This window comes from Psychrobacter proteolyticus (assembly GCF_038155145.1).
GTDB classification, from domain to species: domain Bacteria; phylum Pseudomonadota; class Gammaproteobacteria; order Pseudomonadales; family Moraxellaceae; genus Psychrobacter; species Psychrobacter proteolyticus_B.
Genome location: NZ_JBAKAY010000004.1, coordinates 230,984 through 250,174, shown reverse-complemented (window position 1 = coordinate 250,174; position 19,191 = coordinate 230,984). Strand labels below are relative to the sequence as shown.

Annotated in this window: 14 protein-coding genes and 3 tRNA genes; 13 read left to right on the top strand and 4 right to left on the bottom strand. The window is 43.1% G+C overall.

Annotated elements, in window-relative coordinates; translation table 11 throughout:
* The first annotated feature begins 318 nt into the window (after nt 1-318).
* Both dxs and V6252_RS06950 read left to right on the top strand, forming a co-directional pair.
* A complete protein-coding gene (gene dxs / locus V6252_RS06955) occupies nt 319-2,391 on the top strand; it encodes a 1-deoxy-D-xylulose-5-phosphate synthase (RefSeq protein ID WP_341609860.1) in 2,073 nt (690 codons plus the stop codon).
* Between the two features lie 355 nt (nt 2,392-2,746).
* On the top strand, nt 2,747-3,574 hold the full coding sequence (locus tag V6252_RS06950) for an inositol monophosphatase family protein (protein WP_057758174.1): 828 nt from the start codon (nt 2,747-2,749) through the stop codon (nt 3,572-3,574).
* Nucleotides 3,575-3,658: 84 nt separating this feature from the next.
* On the opposite strand, the gene V6252_RS06945 is transcribed toward V6252_RS06950, so the two are convergent.
* Together V6252_RS06945 and V6252_RS06940 are read right to left on the bottom strand one after the other, a co-directional pair.
* A complete protein-coding gene (locus tag V6252_RS06945; protein ID WP_341609859.1) occupies nt 3,659-5,098 on the bottom strand; it encodes a wax ester/triacylglycerol synthase family O-acyltransferase in 1,440 nt (479 codons plus the stop codon).
* A gap of 174 nt (nt 5,099-5,272) precedes the next feature.
* On the bottom strand, nt 5,273-6,094 hold the full coding sequence (locus tag V6252_RS06940) for a thiazole synthase (RefSeq protein ID WP_101205496.1): 822 nt from the start codon (nt 6,092-6,094) through the stop codon (nt 5,273-5,275).
* Nucleotides 6,095-6,421: 327 nt separating this feature from the next.
* Here V6252_RS06940 and gspE point away from each other — a divergent pair, with 327 nt between their 5' ends.
* Nucleotides 6,422-7,975, top strand: coding sequence for a type II secretion system ATPase GspE (gene gspE, locus V6252_RS06935; protein WP_341609858.1), 1,554 nt, complete (start codon nt 6,422-6,424; stop codon nt 7,973-7,975).
* A gap of 105 nt (nt 7,976-8,080) precedes the next feature.
* Here the strand turns inward: gspE and V6252_RS06930 are convergent, their stop codons facing one another.
* Both V6252_RS06930 and V6252_RS06925 read right to left on the bottom strand, forming a co-directional pair.
* Entirely contained in the window at nt 8,081-8,554 is a 474-nt protein-coding gene (locus V6252_RS06930; RefSeq protein ID WP_341609857.1) for a RidA family protein, read from the bottom strand.
* A 39-nt stretch (nt 8,555-8,593) separates the two neighbouring features.
* Nucleotides 8,594-9,319: a DUF4442 domain-containing protein gene (locus tag V6252_RS06925; protein WP_341609856.1), complete on the bottom strand. Its 726-nt coding sequence runs from the start codon at nt 9,317-9,319 to the stop codon at nt 8,594-8,596.
* A gap of 377 nt (nt 9,320-9,696) precedes the next feature.
* Here V6252_RS06925 and V6252_RS06920 point away from each other — a divergent pair, with 377 nt between their 5' ends.
* From V6252_RS06920 to V6252_RS06875, 10 genes are all read left to right on the top strand, one after another.
* Nucleotides 9,697-11,214 carry an McrB family protein gene (locus tag V6252_RS06920; protein WP_341609855.1) on the top strand — a complete coding sequence of 506 codons (1,518 nt, stop codon included), beginning with the start codon at nt 9,697-9,699 and terminating at the stop codon, nt 11,212-11,214.
* Between the two features lie 15 nt (nt 11,215-11,229).
* Entirely contained in the window at nt 11,230-12,753 is a 1,524-nt protein-coding gene (locus tag V6252_RS06915; protein ID WP_341609854.1) for an McrC family protein, read from the top strand.
* 238 nt (nt 12,754-12,991) lie between these two features.
* Nucleotides 12,992-13,068: transfer RNA gene (locus tag V6252_RS06910), tRNA-Pro, on the top strand.
* 105 nt (nt 13,069-13,173) lie between these two features.
* Nucleotides 13,174-13,250, top strand: a tRNA-Arg gene (locus tag V6252_RS06905).
* Nucleotides 13,251-13,291: 41 nt separating this feature from the next.
* A tRNA-His gene (locus tag V6252_RS06900) sits at nt 13,292-13,367 on the top strand.
* A 445-nt stretch (nt 13,368-13,812) separates the two neighbouring features.
* Entirely contained in the window at nt 13,813-14,748 is a 936-nt protein-coding gene (locus V6252_RS06895) for an AraC family transcriptional regulator (RefSeq protein WP_341609853.1), read from the top strand.
* 320 nt (nt 14,749-15,068) lie between these two features.
* Nucleotides 15,069-16,130, top strand: coding sequence for a hypothetical protein (locus V6252_RS06890; RefSeq protein WP_341609852.1), 1,062 nt, complete (start codon nt 15,069-15,071; stop codon nt 16,128-16,130).
* Nucleotides 16,131-16,213: 83 nt separating this feature from the next.
* Complete coding sequence (gspF, locus tag V6252_RS06885; RefSeq protein WP_057758190.1) at nt 16,214-17,416, top strand: type II secretion system inner membrane protein GspF; 1,203 nt, start codon at nt 16,214-16,216, stop codon at nt 17,414-17,416.
* Nucleotides 17,417-17,833: 417 nt separating this feature from the next.
* Complete coding sequence (gspG, locus tag V6252_RS06880; protein WP_425355863.1) at nt 17,834-18,373, top strand: type II secretion system major pseudopilin GspG; 540 nt, start codon at nt 17,834-17,836, stop codon at nt 18,371-18,373.
* Between the two features lie 245 nt (nt 18,374-18,618).
* Complete coding sequence (locus V6252_RS06875) at nt 18,619-19,167, top strand: protein-disulfide reductase DsbD N-terminal domain-containing protein (RefSeq protein WP_341609851.1); 549 nt, start codon at nt 18,619-18,621, stop codon at nt 19,165-19,167.
* The last annotated feature ends 24 nt before the right edge of the window (nt 19,168-19,191 follow it).

Sequence of the window (19,191 nt, the reverse complement as noted above, 5' to 3'; positions counted from 1 at the left end):
TTACCCTTACATTACTATGTCGTCACTAACATCCGCTATTGATGCAAAATAATAGGGCATAATGTCACCCCTCAGTCGTCAATAGTATGAAAGCATCAATATTTTGATATCAAAACGTTGGTATTGACGCGCAGTCTATTGTGCTAGCGTGTCTACTGTCGTAAGTAGCGCAGCTATACAAATACGAAAGTTGCATGAATAATTATATGGTCGATTACATCAATAATGATGTAGGTATTATTGACGTCTTTTGATTATAGTCACCGCTATATTTTAAAGACACGTCTTGTCAGCAGATTGGTAGGTATCGTACGGTTTATGCAGCAGTCACCTCATTCTCCAAAGTCTCAGTCCCTATCTACATCAGTGCTGGATTCTGCTGCTCAGCTATCGAGCTTACAGCAGACCTATACTGTGATTCCACGTGTGCGTCCTCATACGCCATTGCTTGATGCAATTGATACACCCACTGACCTCAGCACGCTTTCGGCTGCCAAGCTTATTACGTTGGCTGATGAGTTGCGCCTTTTTCTATTGTATTCAGCTGGTCAGAGCGGTGGGCATTTTGGTGCTAATTTGGGCGTGGTTGAGCTGACTATAGTATTGCATTATTTATTAGATACGCCGCAAGACCAAATCGTCTGGGACGTAGGTCATCAAGCCTATGCTCATAAAGTACTGACAGGTCGCCGTGAGCAGCTAGGTACTATCAGATCTAAAGACGGTCTGACGGCGTTTCCTGAGCGCGCAGAGTCTGCCTACGATACATTTGGCGTTGGGCATTCATCGACTTCTATTTCAGCTGGTCTGGGCATGAGCCTCGCACTGCGTTATCAAGGCCGCGAGCAAACGGTTGCTTGCATCATCGGCGATGGTGCAATGACAGGCGGTATGGCATTTGAGGCCATGAATGACGCAGTACAGCAAGATGCTGATTTACTGGTCATCCTAAACGATAATGATATGTCGATATCTTGCTCTATTGGCGGATTTTCACGACATTTAGCGATGCTTTGGGAATCAGGTTATCAAGTTGATATCTCTGAGTCAGGTGATCCAGTACTCTGCCACCGTCCTGATATGCAAGCGTTCGATCGCCGCAAACGTCATAAAGAGATGCGTGATGTTCCGCAGCTAGAAGATAACTTATTCAAAGCGATTGGTTTTACTTATTTTGGTCCATTTGATGGGCATAATATTCCTGAGCTACTGCGCGTATTGTCATTGGCAAAGCAAGTATCAGGTCCAGTATTGGTGCATATCTATACTACTAAGGGTAAAGGCTTTGCACCAGCAGAGTTAGACCCAGTGGGCTATCATGCAATCAGTAAATTGCCAGTCGAAAATCATGATGACCATGAAGCGTCTAAAGCTGACTCTATAGAGCAGCTAAAAAAACAACCAAGTACAAAGCCAGCGTTAAAATATTCGCAAGTGTTTGGCCAGTTCTTATGTGATAAAGCAGCCGAAGACGATAAGCTACTAGCTGTCACCCCTGCCATGGAAGAAGGTTCAGGGATGACGGACTTTGCTCGTCATTTTCCAGAGCGTTTCTTTGATGTGGCCATTGCTGAGCAACATGCTGTCACGCTAGCAGCTGGGATGGCAACTCAAGGCGTTAAACCTATTGTCGCAATTTATTCAACGTTCCTGCAGCGTGGGTACGATCAGCTGATTCATGACGTGGCTTTACAGAATCTCGATGTTATGTTTGCCATCGATCGAGCGGGCCTAGTCGGTGAAGACGGTGCCACGCATGCTGGCGTGTTTGATTTTGGATTCTTGCGTTGTGTGCCTAATATGGTGATTGCAGCGCCAAAAGATGAGAACGAATGCTACCATTTGCTCAATACTTGCTATGAATATTTAGGGTGCACGGCTGTACGTTATCCGCGTGGTACAGGCACAGGTGCTGATATTAAGCAGCCAGCCCAAAACTATAAAGTTGGCGAAGCAGTTGTCGAGTCAGTATTAGGTAAAGCTGATGCACCTTATAAATTGGCACTACTGGCCTTTGGTACGATGGTTGCAACTGCTCAGCAAGCAGCAGAAAGCTTAATAAATAGCGATGTAGCGTTAGATTGCCAGATACAGGTGGTCAATATGCGCTGGGTAAAACCGCTAGACACAGCAATGCTTGAGACGTTATTAGCACAAGGGGTCACTCATATAGCAACCCTAGAAGAGCACATGATTATGGGCGGCGCGGGTAGTGCAGTGAATGAGTATTTGCTTAATGAATCGGCTGCCTTTAAACAAAGTCGTCCAGCTATTGCTAATATCGGTATTCCTGATCGCTTTATTGCACATGGCTCTCAAGCAGAGCAATTGGCCGACTGTGGTTTAGATGTCGAGGGCGTGACTAAACAGCTTAAAACGCTCTTATCGTAAGCAATGTTTCTAGCGTTACAATATTATTTATAAAGTTAATGCGCTAAAAATGTGTTAATTAAAACCGATATAAGCTCCTTAAACAGAGCAAACGCCTGTTAGCCGCAGGTGCTAACTTTTTTACAACTTGCGCAGTTTAGATGATCGCCAAAGTACTGGCTTGGTCAGCGTAACGGTTTTTTCGTTTTTATCGAACAATTTTAGTATAATGCGGGTGTCTTTTATAAGTTTTCGTTTATAAGAGACACGTTTTTAATCGCATAGATGTGGTGTGATGCGGCGGCTGTTTGGCATGTTGTGGGCACAAAGTTAGTCTTATTTTTTTATATTCATTCATCAAGCAAATAGGTTATTTATGGAACCCATGGTCGTCATCGCAGCGCGTACTGCTGAAAAAGTTGGTAAAGAGATTTTATATGCGCATCAAAACCGCCACAAAATCGAGTTAGATATCGAGTCTAAAGGACTTGATGGTTTGGTTACCCGCATTGATCGCTTTAGCGAAGAGCTCACTATTGAGACGCTAAAAGCCAGCTATCCTAATCATTCATTTTTGGGTGAAGAGTTTGGTATGCAAGAAGGCCGCGGCGAAGATGCTGACTGGTGCTGGATTATCGATCCACTAGATGGCACTAAGAACTTTGTCCACGGTGTACCGCAGTTCTGCGTATCTATCGCTGTACAGCATAAAGGTGTTACCCAACACGGTGTGGTCTATGATCCTGTTCGTGATGAGATGTTCTCAGCGAGCCGCGGTAAAGGCGCGCGCTTGAACAATCGCCGCATGCAAGTGAGCGAGCGTAAAACCATTGATGGCGGTTTCTTTACGACCGGTCATCCGCTTGAGCGTAAGCGCAATGGCGAAGTTATCTCTTATGCCAAACAGCACTTTGAGAGCTTACAGAAGATATCCGAGGCAGGTGGTCAGGTACGTCGTATGGGTTCAGCTGCGCTTGATTTGTGCTATGTTGCAGCTGGTCGTTTTGACGGTTATTTTGAGATGTCTATCAAGCCTTGGGACATCGCTGCAGGCGAGCTTATCGTAACTGAAGCACGCGGTGTGGTGGTTGATCATACTGGCGCGCACAACTCTATGACATCAGGCTCTATCTTCGCTTGTAATGTGAAATTGCTTAAGCCATTGATGCAAACAGTTGTACCAATCTGGGGTGACGCAATCTAAACGTTAACCTCGTTGGTATTAACGTTTAGCGCCTAGATATAGTTAATATCTAGATTGAGTATGAATGAAAAAAAGCTGGTTCCATTATGGAGCCAGCTTTTTTGTTTTATCATTACCCTGATTGCCTGCTTTATCTTCGACGGTAATACCTTTGAATGCTAACTCTTTACTGGTAGTTTCTAGCAGCTGCAACTCTTCTTCTATCAGCATCAGCATATCTTGTACGCGAGGCAGCGCCTTGCTACAAGCGGTGATACCAAATTCAATCTTATCTAAATAACTGGCTAAGGTGATATTCATCGCTTGACCATTAAAGACAATAGAAGCGGGGTACAACGATTGCAGACGTGCGCCATTCCAGTACAGCGGTTTGTCAGAACCAGGTACGTTGGAAATAATTAGGTTAAATGCCTGCTTTCTAGGAAATAATCCTGTCGCCAAATTAATGCCTTGCCACGCGTATGAGACGATACTGTAGTTAATGACCTGTGCTTGGTTCATGCGGCGAAAGCGACGTTTGCCATGATTCATACTACGATGAATAAGCTCTATCCTGCGTAGTGGATTGTCCAAATGCGTACCCAAGTTTGCCAATACAAATGACAGCTGGTTGCCCGAGATACTGTTATCTGTACGTAGTGACATCGGTACAAACGCAATCAACGGTTTGCTCGGTAGCGCATCCATTGAGATTAGATAACGGCGAATAGCACCTGCACAGACCGCCAGTACCACATCGTTTCTGCTAATTTTGAGCCTTTCGGCGATAACGTTAAAACGTTTTATATCATAAGACTGTGCGGCTATACGTCGTGAAGCTGATATACGTTTATTCAAGATACTCATCGGGGCGTCAAAAGTACCAACGTACCCTTCATCACCATAGTTTTTCACATTGTCTAGCAGTTCTGTAAATACAGGTTTGATAGTAGATATCTGCTCTTTTATGATGCCCCTGATAGATCGTTCGGCAGGTAATATAGCGTTTACTTGGTTGCGATGGCGCGCCATCAACGACCAGACAGGAAGGGTCACTGGCTCGGTTGGCGATTGAGATAAGGATTTTTGAACCAAACGCATCGCCGCAATGCCATCAACCAAAGAGTGATGAATCTTAAAATACCACGCAAAACGTTCAGGTCCACCCTCGACTTCTGGCTGGATACCTTCGATGACGTGACATTCCCATAGCGGCATGGCGCGATCTAATAAACGTCCATGTTCTCTTGAGACGTACATCAATAGTTCACGTACGCGTCCAGGACTTGGTAGCGCGACATGATGCAAATGATGCTCAACATCAAAGTCTTTGTCTTTTTTCCAAAAGGCTAAATGCTCAAGTACCTGATTAAAAGGAAAGCTGGGCGGCACATCAGACTCTTGCATTTGTTTTACCAATTGATAGACAAAATCGCTATCTGCATTATCTGGTAATTCAAATACAAACAGTCCACCAACGTGCATGGGCTGTTTACGCGACTCAAGAAGTAGAAACAACTGGTCGACTGCTGTGAGAAGTCGCATAATAAATCCTTTTATGACGATAAGTGTTATGTGAAAATTATAATAAGTAGATATTCAATCAAATAACATTTTTTATTATTTTATAGAGCGTGTTAAGCCGTCAACCATAGCACTGACAGCACTATACGTAAATACTCAACACGCTCTATTATGATATGTCATTTATGCTTCAATTTATTGAAAGAAATACCCAGTTTGTGGTGAGCTGGCAGTAGCCATCTTACGCATTGGCATACGACCTGCCAAAAACGCAGCGCGACCTGCCCACATAGCATGTTTCATTGCGTGTGCCATCATTACCGGGTTTTGTGCATTGGCAATGGCTGAGTTCATCAGTACGCCATCACAGCCAAGCTCCATTGCAAGTGCAGCATCAGACGCAGTGCCGACACCAGCGTCAACCAAGACGGGTACTTTGGCGTTTTCGATTATCAAGCTAAGCGTATGACGATTGAGTAGACCAAGCCCAGACCCAATCAAGCTGCCAAGCGGCATAATAGCGACACAGCCCATGCTTTCTAATTCTTGTGCGACGATAGGGTCATCTGACGTATAAACCATCACTTCAAAACCATCATCGATCAGTACTTTGGCGGCTTTTAAGGTTTCCATAACGTTTGGGTATAGGGTTTTTTCATCCCCCAATACCTCAAGCTTAACCAAATTATGCCCACCCAATAACTCGCGAGCAAGCTTACAAGTGCGAATGGCTGTTTCGGCGTCAAAGCAGCCAGCAGTATTCGGCAGTATCGTATATTTATCAGGTGAAATCACATCTAATAAGTTAGGCTCATCACTATTTTGTCCAATATTGACACGGCGAATGGCGACGGTCACGATTTCGGCTGCTGAAGCGGCAATGGCTTCTCCAGTCTCTGTCATGTCTTTATACTTGCCAGTACCGACTAACAGACGCGAAGAAAAGGTACGGCTACCGACAGTAAAGGTATCTTGTAAAAGTGGTGTTGGATGAGTAGTGCTAACGTTCTCTGACATAACGGAAAATCCTAATATCGAGCGGGAGAAGGGGACAGACAAAATATGATGGGTAATCTAAGCAATCTAAAAGGTGTAATAGACAATGGCAAGCTGTCAGCAAAAAATCGCATGATATGCTAACTCTGATAGCAATAATATGTGCTAGGCGATAGGTATAAAGCGCCAGTCACATAAAATAATACCCGTCTAAAACAAAATGCTATTATAACAAACTCATGCAACCTTACTGGCAGTCTTTTTTGATTCGAACTGTTAAGGACAAGGCATCAACCCTGTCTTGACGTGCGTACTTCTTATCTTCTCCTCACTTATTGGGCCGTATTTATGATGCAGTTGCCATACAGCTTTGCGAAACGCCATCAGATTTTGGCCATACTTGCGATAGATCCGGAATTACCGCCAACATTAGTACTCACCAAAGCTACTCCGTTGTCAGCAATCAACGAAGCGGTACGGTTTTTACAGCAACAAGGCATTCGCGGTGTACCCACTTACGAAAGCGTCAGCACGGATGATTTTGAAAAACGTATGAACGCAGCTTATGCTGGCAATACAGGAGAGTCGCAGCACATTGCTGCTGGACTTGAAGACCATCCTGATCTCGATAGCTTGGCAGATAGCGTCCCTGAAACTGAAGACTTGATGGATCAACAAGACGATGCGCCTATCATTCGTCTGATCAACGCCTTGTTGTCCGAAGCCATCCGTTTAAGCGCCTCAGATATTCATATTGAGACCTTTGAAAAGCGTTTGGTTGTCCGTTTCCGAGTCGATGGTGAGCTAAAAGAAATTATTACACCAAAACGCCAGCTAGCTCCATTGTTGGTCTCGCGTATTAAGGTAATGGCTAAATTAGACATCGCCGAAAAACGAGTGCCGCAAGATGGTCGTATCAGTTTAAGACTGGCAGGGCGAGAGGTCGATGTGCGTGTATCGACTTTGCCATCAAGCTTTGGTGAGCGAGTGGTGATGCGTTTATTAGACAAGCAAGCTGGTCGTTTGAATATGACGTATTTGGGGTTGTCTGATAATGACTATACTGAGCTAAAACGCTTAATCCATCGTCCGCATGGCATTATTTTAGTGACAGGGCCGACTGGCTCGGGTAAAACTACCACTCTATATTCTGCATTGACCGATTTAAATGATCAAACCCGCAACATTTTGACCGCCGAAGATCCGATTGAGTTTCAGCTTGATGGTATCGGGCAGACGCAGGTCAACAATAAAGTAGACATGACATTTGCTAAAAGTTTGCGTGCAATGCTTCGTCAAGATCCCGATGTGGTGATGGTTGGTGAAATACGTGATTTAGAGACAGCTGAGATTGCCGTACAGGCCTCTTTGACAGGGCATTTGGTACTATCAACGCTGCATACCAACACTGCTATTGGCGCGGTTACTCGCTTACAGGACATGGGTGTTGAGCCGTTTCTGTTGTCGTCGTCGCTTATTGGCGTAGTAGCGCAGCGTTTGGTGCGTACCTTATGTTCACATTGTCAAAGCTGGCAGGCTGCTGATACTGAGCAAGCCAAACTATTTACCGAAATTGGTATTGAGTCAGGGTTGAAAAGTGATGCCGAAGATATAGCAAGTGAGTCGATTCGTTTGCCCAAGCCAGTTGGCTGCGATAAATGTAATCAGTCAGGGTTTAAAGGACGTACTGCTATATATGAAGTCGTGCCAATCGACGATACATTGCGCCGTATGATTCATAGCAATACGGCTGAGTATGAGCTAGAAGAGTATGCGCGCCAGCAGACTCCATCGATTCGTGCAGATGGTTTGCGTAAAGTCATAGAAGGGCGGACGACATTGGAGGAAGTGCTGCGAGTGACGAAAGAAAGCGCCTTAACGGAAGAGACGATACTGGTATAAATTTGCAGACTAGATATCGGTATAACAGACAAAAAATAACTGGCGTGAATAGCCAGTTATTTTGGTATTTTTCTAATTGTGGAGCTTTAGAGTTTTTAGCCGCTATTATTTTGCAGCCATACATTCAATCTCAACGCTTGATCCAGCAGCCAGTTCTGATACGCCAAAAGCTGAGCGTACAGGATAAGGCTTTATCATCTCAGCTTTATAGACTTTGTTAAAGTCATCAAAGTCATCCATATCAGTCAGCATGACCATACATTTAACGATATCAGACTTACGGTAGCCATATTTTAATAGCGTGCTATGGATGTTATCGAGCACTTGCTTGGTTTCAGCTTTGATACCGCCTTTGACCAGTTTGCCCTCTTTAAAGCCAATTTGTCCCGACATATACAATGTATTGCCCACGCGTACAGCCTCTGAAAAAGGATAAGTACCGCCATCGCCCAAGAAAGTAGGGCTAGATTTAGCAATGCTGACAGCCGTCGTTGTGTTGGCATTAGCGCTATGAACAAAACCCAATGAGCACATAGTGGCTAGCGCTAGCGTAGATAGGCAAGTACTAGGTTTGAACATACTGTTTCCTCATTGGGTTTGTTATCAATTTTTTATTAACTATTTATCAGTACTATTATTTTGAGTAGATGAGGCATCATTTTCTTCGATTGGTGCCTCGGTTTCAGTGTCATCTTCTGCAACTTTTTCAGACGCTTTACCTTGGCGGCGTGCCTCTAGTTCCGCTTTTGGTATCCATGCCCACGTCATTTCAACCACAATTGGATCGCGGTCACTATCAGACTCACGATCTTTGATGACACAAGGGATAATCATCTCACCTTTTGGCGTGTTTAGGATATCCAAACGCTGTTCATCAGACAAGCTTGCAATAGCAGCAATTTGACCTTTTTTGATCGGACGATGGAAATTTACCGAGTAAGACTTAATCAGCAGAATGCGATCAGAGGGCAAGTTTAAACCTAGAATAAACCCCGTTGCCGTCTCAGCTAGTAATGTGATGGCGACTGCATGAATAGAGCCGATATGGTTTTGGACGGCCTTATTGTTATTTAAACTAACGACGACTTGGTTTGGTTCTACCGTCTCATAATAAATGCCAGTTGTGCCGACATAGGGGACGACCTTGCCAAAGGCTTTAGATAAAATACTTGAGCGTGCTCCAGCAGGCAGATATTTGGTGACGGATAACAGTTTGGTAAATTGATTACTAATTGGTTTTAGCGTGCTACTGGGTTTCTCAACTGAAGATTTTGTGCTGTCAGATACTTTGGCTGGCAGTTTATTGGTCAACTTGGCGGGTAGTTTTTTTAATAATCCTGACATACAAAATTCCTTAACGTAAATGAGTTGAATGACATTCTTAGCATGGCTTTTTATGATAGCGACACAAATATAGGTTATAAAAATCGCTATAAATACTATGGTACATCAACCATTGCCTTCCTACTATTATTAGCATGAACTGCTGCGCTTACAAAACAATAGTAGCGTGGCTATGTTGCTAGGTTATGTCATCAATTTAGATCGCCAATTAAAGTAGCCTAACTATCTTATATATCACTATCATTTGGACAAAGGAAGCTGAGTGGAAGTACTATAAATAGTAGACTAAGCGAGACTGACACCGTATCTAATTTATAGAGGGTTGACTATAGTTACCATGCCAATAGACAGCCACGTTATAATGACAAAATGTTAGCATGTCTATTTCAAACCTGTTTTCAATGCCGCTGGATAACGTTATGCCTGATATGTCTGCTCATGAACCGACCAATATTATTTATACGGGCGTTGCTGGTACAGGTAAAACCTATAGATTGCTGCAAATCGCGAAGCAATACACCGACTATCTACCCAAGACTGAAAATGAAGATTTATTAGAACAGCTGCTGCAAGGTCTAAGCTGGCGCGAAGTATTATGTTTGGTATTTTTAGATTTACGTGCTGAACAACAGGATTTGTTAAAGGTACGAGAAATTATTGATCATCCTTTTTTCATGACCAAAGCTGCTCAGAACTCACGTGATAAAAATCTAGATAGTACAGCTTGGTTAGAGTTACGCAGACATAGCCCTACGAACTCTCAAACAGTCAGTTTTGATAACCGTGCTAGCCAAGCTTATTTTGATAAAGACAATAGTGGGGCATGGTATTTATTGCCAGAGAGTATGGTGCTACTAGAAGATTTATCGCAGCAATTAGCAGAGTTTCAGCAGGCACAGCGCGACAACCAACCCCATCAAAATCAAAACATTGCTCAGCAACGTTTTAGTATGGTGAGCTTCCATCAAGCCTACGGTTATGAAGAGTTTGTAGAAGGTATACGGCCTGTCATGAGTGGCACCGCTCAAGCAAATAACAGCCACTCTAATCAAAATCAAATGAGTTACGCGGTGCAAGATGGAGCATTCCTGAAGCTATGCCAACGCGCCGCCCGTAACCCTCAGCAGCGTTATGCAATACTTATTGATGAGATTAACCGTGCTAATGTGTCACGAGTGTTTGGTGAGCTTCTTAGTTTGATAGAGCCTGATAAACGAGCGGGCAAGCCGAATGCGATGACAGTGAGTTTGGCGTATTCTGGGCGTGCTTTTAGTGTTCCTGCTAATGTCGATATTTATGCCACTATGAATACCCAAGACCATTCTTTAGCACCACTTGATATGGCATTACGCCGACGTTTTCGCTTTATTGGTTGTCCGCCACAGTCTAATTTGCTATCGACAATTTATGACAGCAATGACATCGATACTGGACTGTCTGACGGTTCAGAAGCAGGTACGATAGATTTGAGTAAATTATTAATAGGTTTAAATAGACGTATCGTGCAGACACTGGGAATAGAAGCACAGTTGGGGCATGCTTTTTTATTCGCAGTCACTCAGTTAGATCAATTACAAACGGCTCTCGTTGAACAAATTATTCCTCAATTGGCTCAAGCAGCTGGTGGCCAAATTACGGTGCTGCAGTATATCTTTAGAGATGAGCAGCAACCGACAAGTAAGCAGTTTGTACAGGACAGTCAAGCGTTGATGAATGACGACTTGTATAATCCGATGGGCAACCAAAACAATGCTTCTGCTGAACACCAAGTGTTTGCAGGGCAGGGTTCTTTTCTTGGTCAGTCTATGAGTATGAATAGTTATACTATTAATGCCGATTTGATTGCTAGGGATGGTGAGTTTAATCATGCTGCTATCTATCAGCGTTTGTACTAGCAGGGTGACTGTTCAGTGATAACGAATAATCCAGATTACACCAAGCAACATGCTATTAGGGTAAGCAGTCGCCAGACTAGTATCCCTAACAGTAGTGTCGCTACCATGAATGTTATCACCGTGTTTGAGCATCAACGTCTGACCGTGCATGATTTTTTGCACGCGTCTGATTTCGATTGGCTAATGGCACAAGAGTTTGCAGTATTCACTATCAAGCGTAAGCAAGGGCAATGGCAGCTTAAGGTTGGGCACTATATTGGTATTATTCTCCTACCTAGTGGCATAACGCTTGAGATACTGCCAAAGCTAAATCAGTCTACTCAGTCTAGCGATATCGTCCAGACTCGTCATTGGGTACAGAGTATGCTTTCGGATTTGATACATCTTGATGCGCATAACAATCGTAAGCTACCCAATACGAAAAACTTCGGTCAGTTTAGTTCCCAGTCCACTCCTTTACCGTTAAAAGTATTGCCTATATCAGATTGGCTGATTGAGCAGTTTTTGCAGCGTTTAATGGATTATCAACCAACCAAGCATTATCAGGTTCAGATTGAAAATCAGGCATCCCTGCAAGGTCGACTACTCATCAAAGAACAATTGCGTCATAATAGTATGCAACCGCATAAGTTCATCTGTGAAAGTAGCGTATTAAGTCACGACATGTTGGCCAATCGGTTGATTAAGAGTGCATTGGTTTACTTGATGCCTTTATTGCCCCAGTTTATTTCTTCAAAGCTGTTGCAGCCATGGCAGCAGATCTCTGTGCTCAACAACCGCGAAATGCAGCAGATAGCGTTAATATATCCTCAAGCGAAGCGTCAGCTAGACGTTCAGCCACTCCAAAGACAAAAACTGCACGCCGCGCAGCAATTAGTAGACCTAGCATATTGGTTGTTGAAACAGACGACAGCTGCGACAGGTAACGGTATTGATCCAAATAAACAAAATAGCTCTCAGCTAAGATTGTGTCTATTGATTGATATGAATCAAGCTTTTGAGCAATGGGCAAGTCAGCGTATCGCATCGATGTTTCAACAGCTTAGTAGCAATTATCGTCCCTTCTATCAAACCCAAAGTGTCTGGCTAAACGATGCTGAAGGATTAGCGTGCTTGTCTATACGGCCTGATTTGCTGATATTTGAAACCGTCTCTGATGATTGCCAAAATCAGAACGATATAGCATCTCATCAAACTAAAGCCAAAGACAGGACCAAAGGTCACTACAGTCATGTCATCGATATTAAGTGGAAGTATTTGCCGCATGCTGCTGCAATTAGTGCGAGCGACGCTTATCAATTGACCAGCTATGCACAAGCTTACTTGGCGAGGCAGGTCTGGTTGGTTTATCCGGTAATAGGTAGTGATAGACAGCCAATGGTGCTCAAGCAGCAAACTCGTTATGGTAGTAATGGTAGCGACAGTAGCGATGATATTAAAAAAAATGAATCAATTGATGCCCATTTATGGTTAATGCCGTTTGATGTTTTGACAGGCACACTCAACGGTGAAGTACTGCCACATTTGGACAAAGCTTAATATCTTTATCAATGACAGCGCGAATGACTGATGGATAAAGGGCCTTATTGTCACTATTTTGGCAAAATTGACATAATTTTAAAAAAATTAGCGATTATTTGAAATTAATCGAAAATAGGTGTTGACACAATCGCCTTTACCCCTTAATATGTGCACCTCGATAGCGAGGAACATTAACAAGTTAGCGGCATTGCCAACAACGAGTTGATTAACAAACTATCGTGATAATATAGAATTTCGGAGTGTGGCGCAGTTTGGTAGCGCATCTGGTTTGGGACCAGAGGGTCGTAGGTTCGAATCCTATCACTCCGACCATCTATTTTAAGAGCCTTACAGGCTTTTTTTTATGTATAATGGTTTAGTTTCTGATATAGTAAAATATATCGTAAAGTAAGCTTAGTATATAAAAGTCCTCTAAGAGCGCCTGTAGCTCAGCTGGATAGAGCATCTCCCTTCTAAGGAGGTGGCCGCAGGTTCGAATCCTGCCAGGCGCACCATTTAGCCTGCAAATCTTGCCTATTCTTTGGCAATAGTTATGGCGGTTGTAGCTCAGTTGGTAGAGCCCCGGGTTGTGATCTCGGTTGTCGTGGGTTCGAGTCCCATCAGTCGCCCCATATTTTATTCTGTATGTATCTACATACAAATCATATCTTAATCTAAAAATATATCAGTAATAGCACTCGCCCTTGATGGCGATTTTTTTATGCCTATTCGATTTTATCTCTATATTATCTTTATAATATTAAACAGATTGAGTTTGATAGCACCTTCAATACTAGATAATCCTCCAAATTCTTATCAACATTTCCTGTAGGTTTTCCTTGAGGCCTAGCGTGACTGTGTCTCCTCTATTATTGTTTAGTAATTCTAATAAGTAAATAGACATGACGTTTTAAATGATGCATTATGCTTAAGTGTTATCACACCCATTGTATTTAATAAAAATTATTTATTGGAGCAAGTATTGGCATAGAGGAAACTGACAGAAATCGTTATTAAGAATACTATTATTTTTTTAAGATGAATCGTTATTAATCTGCATTATTGAGGAATTGATTGATGGACGCACTGAGTGTATTGCTGCAAAACGTGCATTTATTTGAGACTAAGTATTATCGTCTAAATGGCACTGGCAATTGGTCTTATTCTATTACTAGAAAAGACACCATTTTATTTTACTTGGTAATGTCTGGCGGTTTTTGCATCGATGTTGGTAATGGTCTACGAGAAGCTCGCGCTGGTGACATGATTATGATTCCGAATGCGCACAAGCACGTGAGTTATGCACTTAATCACCATGGCGATGTTGCTGAGTCGCTTGATGAACTATTGAGCAATTGCACTGAGCGTACACTTGATATCGATGGTGATGGAGACCCCAATTCATCTTTGATACTGATCGAATGCAAATACGACAAAGAGATGATTAATCCTCTGTTGTCAGTACTGCCACCGATATTACCTGAACTCAATGATGCCGCTGACGGTCGGTTTGAAGTGATTGATGTAGAGATAAAGCTGCTGACACTAGAAGCTGAGCGTGAGCGTATGGGCAAAACGGCCGTAATCAATCATTGGGCAAGTATCATGATGATTGAATGTTTGCGCGTGTATATTGAAAGCTTGCCTGAAGCCACAGAAAACTGGCTCAAAGCCATGAAAGATCCGTTTTTGACCAAGGCACTAGCCGCGATGCATGGAGCACCGAGTGAAAGCTGGACCATTCATCAGCTTGCAGAAGTAGCAGGGATGTCGCGTTCCAGCTTTGCACAGCGTTTCAAAGACACCGTTGGCATGCCGCCACTGACGTATCTGATCGATTATCGCTTACGATTGGCGGCTCGCTATTTACGCTTACAGCAAAACAGTATTAGCCGTATCAGCGAGATGGTGGGTTATGCCTCAGATTCGACTTTTAGTCAGGCATTTAAACGTGTGTATGGTGTCTCGCCAAAAGTATACCGTCAGCAGTATCGACAAAACAATCTTGCATAGCTCTAGTTGATGTTTATTTAAGTTATTTAAGTAGAATCTCGATTAGAAGCGCTAAGGTCATTTATATGTCCTTGGCGCTTTTTTCAATTTGTGAATACATATTGTTTATAAACGTTGAGTCACTCATATCTATAAAACCTTCGTTAACTGGCTATGGCTATTTTAGTTAAGGGCAGCTGACAATGAGTCTGTGTTCAGGTACTATGGGTTGATGAGTCGTCGAGACAAAAGCGTTGATTTTGTAGCGCGTTATATGTCCTTGTACGATAGGCATATAAAAGAATCGAGACGATGTTTATTTTCGCTGCTGATGGTATGTTATGACTGAACCGACCGCAAAGCTAAATGCAGGAAGCAATGGCCAACAAGAGGTTGCTGCAACTGCTAAAATAGAAAGTAATGTTGATAAAAACACTGCTATAGAGAACCCGCATGTCAGCAAAGATGCGCCGAAAAATGAGTCGGTAGAGACACCTGATAAGGCGACGTTATTGACGATGTTTACCTTGTCAGATATCGAGGCGGTAGCAACTGAAGCAGTAATATCTGAATCATCCGATAGTCTTACAGTAGCTGCAAAACCTGCGGCTCAAGAAACCAATATCGCTACGCAGCGTGTGGCGCTTTATCGTGCTCAGCATGAGCGTACTCGACTGTTATATATGGCATCTGCCAATACGCGTCCTACTTACTTAGTACAAACCCTGAAGCCGCAATTCGCAGAATATCAGCAATATTTACTTGCGCAGCAGCTTGATAAACGTGGGTTGATGGATACGGATACGCTCGAAAGACTCTGGCAGCAGCTGCATGTGGTCGATGACATTATTGCAGATATCGTACGTCATATGCCTGCGCAGCAGCCTGCTGGTTGGCAGCTGACGACTCAAGATGGTCGCAATCCATTGTGCTTTGCTACGGTCGGTAAGTTAAAGCACGGCAAGCCAATTCGCGACCAAGGTAGCCTCAACAGTTATGTACTTGGGCATTTTGGCGTGAGTAGCTTCACTTACGATCGAGGCTATTATATCGGTCATGTGGTTGGTTATTTATTCAGCTGTTATTATTGTGCCCATCTGTCGATTACTTATGGCGTCACAGCTCTTGGCCAGCAAGTCGTGGCTGACTATGATTACGCCAGTCTTGAGACACCACATATGGTTAGGCTATTACAAGGTCTTGACGGTTATTGCAAAAAACGTATTTATCAGTTGGCTGTCATCTGTGCGCGCTTGAGCGTTTTTGCGAGTGATAAACGCATTGAAAGAATGCTAATCGCTGAGGTCAATGATTTTGATAAAAAGCTACAGCAGCAGCATCTGGATGTCTTATTATTACAAGGTTTGATGCCTGATAGTAATGACTCAACGCCACTTTTTTAAGCGTCGAGTGTCAAATTAATAGAGTTCTATTAAGTCATTAATTATAACTGTCTACTTGTAAGCTTCTTAGGATATCTGTTGCCATGCCTGCCTATCATTTCAAAGCGCTTGACGACCATGGCGTTGTCCAAAAAGGCTTGCTAGAGGGGGATTCTGCGCGGCAAATTCGCCAGCAACTGCGCGATAAGCAATGGACACCCGTTGAAGTCAATCCGGTCAATGACAGACAGAGTCAGAGCAAAAATCGCTACAAAAAACCGTCTGCATACGAGCTGGCATTGCTGACACGTCAGTTATCTGTATTATTGGCAGCAGGTATCCCACTTGAGGAAACCTTGGCAGCGGTTGCTAAGCAATCTCCAAAGACTCATATCAAATCTCTGATGCTTGCAGTGCGCTCACATGTCTTGGAAGGACTCAGCTTAGCACGTGCTCTGCAACAAGCCGCTAGCTTTCCACCGTTATATATCGCTACGATTGCTGCAGGCGAAAAATCTGGTCACCTCGACCTTATCCTCAATCAGCTAGCAGACTACACCGAAAACCGCTTTGCCCTCCAAAAGAAAATCCAAGGGGCCATGGTCTATCCGATTGTCCTAATGGTAATGGCAATTGCGGTAATTATGGGGCTAATGAGTTTCGTTGTGCCCAAAATTGTTAAAGTCTTTGAGCAGTCTGAGCAAGCGCTGCCTCTAATTACTCAAATCGTTCTCACGCTATCGAATATCATTACTCAATGGTGGTGGTTAATACTGCTGGTATTGGCAAGTACCGCATTTTTATTCTACCGTTTTGCCCAAACGCAAGCAGGTAAATTAACGATTGATAGTGTGGTGCTGAGATTACCGATATTAGCTAGATTGTCCAAAGGTCTGAATGCCGCGCGATTTGCCAGTACCCTTGCGATACTAGTACGCTCAGGAGTGCCTTTAATTGAGGCATTGCATATTGGGGCTGCGGTCACGACCAACTTGCATATTCAAAAAACCATTATCACTGCGGCTGATAGGGTGACAGAAGGCTCTAGTTTGTCTAGCCAGCTAGAGAAATCCACTTACTTCCCACCGATGATGGTGCAGATGATCAAAAGTGGAGAGAACTCAGGCGAGCTTGAAAATATGCTCAGCCGTGCCGCCAATATGCAGGAGGCAGAAGCAACCAATTTTATCAGCACCTTATTATCATTACTTGAGCCTTTAATGCTGGTGTTGATGGGCGTAGTAGTTATGATTATTGTAATGGCGGTTATGCTACCTATCGTCAATATGAACGATTTAGCAGGCTAAGTTAATTCGCTAGCCGATGATTTATCATTCTTTATGTATAGCTAGCTGCCAATCTCCAAAACCTCTATTTAGTTCTCTTTTACTCTATTCATATCACCTAACTTACTTGCTAAACCTTGGACTAGCTTTCTTAAGGTTTGCTTACTGTTGTATATTGTTGAACGAACGCTATTTTTGCTATGGCAAACACCAGCGCCGCGCTATAGTAAGCACGGTTTAATAGTCATACATTTAGAGTCTGCTAACATTTAGCTTCGGCTGAAATAGCAAACTCAAACTAGGTACAGCGCTGGATAAAAATAAAACCATGGTTTATAGTGACAATAGTTTCAGAGCTCATTGATGTATCATTGATGAGAGCCACAATAGAACGCCACTTTTACTATTTACATAACTGTGATGACCAAAGCGATGACTATGACTGACAAATTCCAAGTAAATATGACGCCAAAAAGTGCTATTCAGAATACGCAATCCCATTCAAATATTGTAACTGACCATAAGATCGCTTCTTTAGCCATGCAGCGCAGTGTGGCGAGAAAGTCTGGTCAAGCAGGATTCACTCTTATCGAAATTATGGTCGTCATTGTGATCCTAGCCATTCTTGCTGGATTAGTGGTACCAAAAGTAGTTGGTCAAAGTGATAAGGCCCGTGTTAAAACAACTGAAACGGCGCTTGCCACTGTCTCAAATGCGCTAGATATGTATAAGGTTGATAATTCGCGCTATCCGACGACTGCTCAAGGGCTAGAGGCGCTTACGACACCGCCTGCTGATGCAAAAAACTATCCTGAAGGTGGGTATATTAAAGGTGGCTATCCAACCGATGGCTGGGAAAACGAGATGCAGTATGTTGCACCAGGTAGTGAAGGGCGCCCTTATGATTTGTTTTCGTTAGGCGCTGATGGTCAACAAGGTGGTGAAGGTCAAGATGCGGATCTTTATGCTCAGCTATAAAGCTTAATAACAGACGTATAGTGACTAAGTTCTGTTACTGATATAGCTTTGTAGAATGAAACATTCGTTCGTCGATGCACTTTCAACAATTTATAAATATCAACCAATATTCCCTTATTGGTTGATATTTTTTATCAGTAGATAAATTTCCTACTGTTCAGTACAAGTTTGATAGTCAGTGCTATAAATATATCTGGGCGCTCACCAAAATAGTCATCGCAAACTGCAATTAAAGGTACTCATTTATGTCGATCCAACAGTCTAATAAATATTTTTCTAAAAACCTTTATAAATTGGTTCTAACTGTTGCAAGCACTTCATTAGTAACGGTTCTGTCAATGACATCGGTCAGTGCACAAGCAGCAGGGCTAAATGATTTATTTAAAAATAGCTCCTCGGCAAAATCAAAGTTCTTACCAGTGGATGAAGCCTTTCAGGTGGTCAGTAATACCAAAGCGACTTCCAAAGGCACGCGGCTGTCGATCAGTTTTGAAATTACGCCAGGGCATTATGTTTATAAGGATAAGCTTACGTTGAGCTTCCCTAAAGGAATAAGCGCCACGCCGTTCACTTTTAATCAAGCACCAGTATCAATCAATGATCCGACCTTTGGTCAGGTTCCTGTGTTTACGCAAAGAAGTGTCATTGCAACCACGACACTGACGACGAGTAATGGTAAGGGCGCCAAAAACGCGCCTATTATTATTGGTTGGCAAGGGTGTGCAACGGCTGGGCTATGCTATCCACCAGAAAAAGTTAAAACCAAGATAGACATTGCTGCGACCCGCAGATAAATAGCGAGCAGATTGATTAAAATA